This is a genomic window from Synechococcus sp. OH2 (genome assembly GCF_047462155.1).
GTDB lineage: Bacteria > Cyanobacteriota > Cyanobacteriia > Thermostichales > Thermostichaceae > Thermostichus.
On sequence record NZ_JANSIR010000096.1, the window covers coordinates 1 to 3,601 of the forward strand.

The 3,601-nt window shown below is 60.3% G+C and carries 5 protein-coding genes and 1 tRNA gene; 3 read left to right on the forward strand and 3 right to left on the reverse strand.

From position 1 onward, the window contains the following. The 3 genes from NW835_RS09605 to NW835_RS09615 all read left to right on the forward strand — a co-directional run. On the forward strand, positions 1-520 hold a 520-nt coding region (locus tag NW835_RS09605), incomplete at its 5' end, for a hypothetical protein (RefSeq protein WP_414415167.1). Between the two features lie 106 nt (positions 521-626). Next, positions 627-717: transfer RNA gene (locus NW835_RS09610), tRNA-Ser, on the forward strand. A gap of 48 nt (positions 718-765) precedes the next feature. Continuing rightward, the gene (locus NW835_RS09615; protein ID WP_414370662.1) at positions 766-1,524 is read left to right on the forward strand and encodes a TIGR00297 family protein; all 759 of its coding nucleotides are present in this window, start codon (positions 766-768) and stop codon (positions 1,522-1,524) included. 231 nt (positions 1,525-1,755) lie between these two features. Here the strand turns inward: NW835_RS09615 and NW835_RS09620 are convergent, their stop codons facing one another. The 3 genes from NW835_RS09620 to NW835_RS09630 all read right to left on the reverse strand — a co-directional run. After that, positions 1,756-2,088: a ribulose bisphosphate carboxylase small subunit gene (locus NW835_RS09620; RefSeq protein WP_414363814.1), complete on the reverse strand. Its 333-nt coding sequence runs from the start codon at positions 2,086-2,088 to the stop codon at positions 1,756-1,758. Positions 2,089-2,096: 8 nt separating this feature from the next. Then, positions 2,097-2,504 (reverse strand): RuBisCO chaperone RbcX, encoded by a 408-nt coding sequence (rcbX, locus tag NW835_RS09625; RefSeq protein WP_414363813.1) that lies wholly within the window; start codon positions 2,502-2,504, stop codon positions 2,097-2,099. 75 nt (positions 2,505-2,579) lie between these two features. After that, positions 2,580-3,601, reverse strand: a 1,022-nt coding sequence (locus NW835_RS09630; RefSeq protein WP_414415168.1) for a ribulose-bisphosphate carboxylase large subunit, incomplete at its 5' end; no start/stop codon positions are given.

The following is a 3,601-nucleotide window of genomic DNA, read 5'->3' on the forward strand; positions in this document are numbered from 1 at the left end:
GCTAAGTGTTGCTACTGTACCCCTTGATTCCTTAACAGGCTGTACTTGTGATGGCAGCGACTTGGACTGGAGCCAAGCCGTGGTGATTGAGGGCGCGCAGCCCCAAGAGGGGAAGTTGCAGGGCTGGATCGCCTTTTACGGCCTGCGGGTCAACCACGAGCCGGGCAATATCTTGCGCTGGCAAGGACGCCCGCTGCGGGCCAGCCGCCTGCGCTTTTTTGTGAAAAATGTGGCTTGGCGCTACGGCTTTTCCTTCTCCACCAGCATCCGCTCGCCTCTGGGCAAAGGGATCCCGACCCCGCCAGAGTGGCGCTACCCGGGTCTTTGCCGCTACGGCCTCGTGCTGTTTCAGCCCAACGCCCAACTGGTGGCCCATCAGGTTTGGGAATCCTCGCCGGAGCAGCCCCAAGAGGTGGATCTGGATCCCAATTTGGATATCGCCTTCAACGTCAACGATGCCAAGGGCAGCTACGGCGACAACAGCGGCAGCTTCGATATCTATGTGCAGGTGGTGAGCTGAGTTCCGGAAGGGATCCCGCTCGAGAACAGTTGCCGGGTGGGATCCCATCTTCTACAATGGGTGAGCTAGCAGCTGGATCCCAGCTTGCTGAGGTCTCTGCCGCTCTGGAGAGGTGGCTGAGTGGTCGAAAGCGGCTTCCTGCTAAGAAGTTACGGGGCCCAAAAGCTCCGTCGAGGGTTCGAATCCCTCCCTCTCCGTTGCCGTGGCTAGTTTCTAGCCGCCCTTTCTGCTGATGGAGGGCACCGATGGGTCAGGTGTGGCTTCTAAGTCAGTGGGGAGTGGCGCTCTGGCTCAACCTGGCCTTGGTGGCGCTGGCTCTGCTGATCCCGCAAAGGGCGTTGACGCGGGCTGGGGTTCTCCATGCAGGCTTGCTTGGCCTGCTGGTGTGGGGGGGCCTGGGGTGGCGGGGTTACCTAGTAGTAGCCGCCTATTTTTTAGTCGGCACCGCCGTCACCCGGCTGGGGATCCGGCGCAAGCAGGCGCAGGGGATCGCCGAGAAGCGGGAGGGGGCGCGAGGGCCGGAAAATGTCTGGGGATCTGCCCTGACGGGGGCTGCCTGTGCGGTGGGATATGCACTTTTTGCCCATCCCCTCTGGTGGTTGGGGTATAGCGCCAGCTTCGCCGCCAAGTTGGCCGATACCGTCAGCAGCGAAGTGGGAAAAGCCTACGGACGCCAGACCTTTTTGATCACCACCTTTCAGCCGGTGCCGGCGGGCACAGAGGGAGCTGTGAGCCTGGAGGGATCCCTGGCAGGGATGGCGGCAGCGGTAGGGATGGCCACGTTGGCCTGGGGGATCGGTGGGGAGTGGGTAAGAGGAGACCCGTTTTGGCTGGGCATTTGCTGTCTGGGTGGGATTCTGGCCACCTTGGCAGAAAGCTGGATGGGGGTGGTGTTGCAACCTCGCCTGGCTTGGATGAGCAATGAAGTGGTGAACGGCATTCAAACGACCCTAGCAGCTCTCCTGGCCGTGGGATTGGGAGCGCTTTTGGGGATCGGATCCTAAAAAGGGGCCCCCCCCCCCCAACCCCTCTCCCTCAGGGAGAGGGGAGTTGGAGCGGCGCCTTCGCGACAGCGTTGTGTAGCAATAACGAGGCAAGGAACTGTTTCGTTGCTGTTTGGAATGACTGTTTTTTGAGAGTGAGAATGGCTATGCGAAGCAAGAAATAAAAAAGAGGGAGAAGCTCTCCCTCCGCGCTGATTGACTGGGAATTAGACCAATTGCCCCGAACCTCTCTTAGCGTAGGCCGCTGGGCTTGTAAACCAAGAAGCTGAGTACCTGGCACTGCTTGATGTTGTCGAAACCCACCACACGGATGAAGCAATTGGGGTAGGCGCTGCGGCAGGCCTGTACCTCGGTCAGCACCTCCTGGGGAGAAGTGGCGCTGAAGAGGGGCAGCTTCCACAGAGTCCAGTAGCGAACCGTCGGTTCAGAGGATTCGTTGAATTCAATGGCAGGGATGTAGCCCTGATCCAAGATGTACTGCACCTGCTTGATAATTTGCAGATCCGTTAGCGGCGGCAGGTAAGAAAGGGTTTCGTAGTGGCGCTCTTTCGGTAAGGTTTGCATGACTAAAGTTACTCCGTTTCAGGTGTAGGGTTCTGTAGAGGGGATCCTGCTTCCGGGTGCGTGACCGGCAGGGATCCCGGCGCGGAGGTCAGCCGTTCCAGGTGGCTGCGGCGGTGTTCCATGTTGGCCTGTTGAATGCCGGTCTTGGCCATTTCCGGCAGGTAGTCCACCACCTCCGCCGCAATGTGCTCGCGAACGGTCATGATGCGATAGGCCAGGTCAGGCCGCTCTGCCAGCAAAGCCCGCAGGTAGGTTTCCCCCTCCTGAAGGTTTTGCCGGGCCGAGAACTGCTGCAGCCAAAGAGCCCTAGGAGGATCCGTCTCGCTCAGTTGGGCCAGCACCGTGCGCATCGCCTGATAGGTCAGGTAGCTGATCAAGGTTTTGGCCGTATCTTTGGCGATCTGTTTCAGATCCATGACCAGTCCACGGGCAAGCCGAAGCAGCGGGGCAAGAGAACGGTGGGGATCCCTTGCCCCCGGCAGATCTTTACTTTAAAGCGTATCGACGGGCTTGAATTCGAACTTGATCTCCTTCCACAGCTCGCAGGCAGCCGCCAGCTCTGGCGACCACTTGGCTGCTTCGCGGATGATGTCGTTGCCCTCGCGGGCCAGATCCCGACCTTCATTGCGGGCCTGGATGCAGGCTTCCAAGGCCACCCGGTTGGCCGTCGCGCCTGGAGCGTTCCCCCAGGGGTGTCCCAGGGTTCCGCCCCCAAACTGTAGCACCGCGTCGTCGCCGAAGATCTCCACCAGCGCTGGCATGTGCCAGACGTGAATGCCACCTGAGGCCACCGGCATCACCCCGGGCATAGAGGCCCAATCTTGGGTGAAGAAAATGCCACGAGAGCGGTCGGCCTCCACGTAGTTTTCCCGCATGAGATCCACAAAGCCCATGGTGATGGCGCGGTCGCCCTCCAATTTGCCCACCACCGTACCAGCATGCAGGTGGTCGCCACCGGACATGCGCAAGCACTTGGCCAGCACCCGGAAGTGGATGCCATGGTTTTTCTGCCGGTCAATCACGGCGTGCATGGCGCGGTGAATGTGCAGCAGGATGCCGTTGTCGCGGCACCACTTAGCCAAGCTGGTGTTGGCGGTAAATCCGGCAGTCAGGTAGTCGTGCATGATGATGGGGGCGCCAATCTCCTTGGCAAACTCCGCCCGTTTGAACATCTCCTCACAAGTGGGCGCCGTCACGTTCAGGTAGTGCCCCTTGATCTCGCCAGTCTCTGCCTGCGCCTTGTGGACAGCCTCCATCACAAAGAGGTAGCGATCCCGCCAGCGCTGGAAGGGCTGGGAGTTGATGTTTTCGTCGTCTTTGGTGAAGTCCAGACCACCCCGCAGCGCCTCGTACACAGCCCGTCCGTAGTTTTTGGCGGAAAGGCCCAGCTTGGGCTTGATGGTGCAGCCCAGCAGCGGGCGGCCGTACTTATTCAATTTGTCCCGCTCCACCTGAATGCCGTGGGGAGGGCCCTGGAAGGTCTTCAGGTACGCCACCGGGATCCGCACATCCT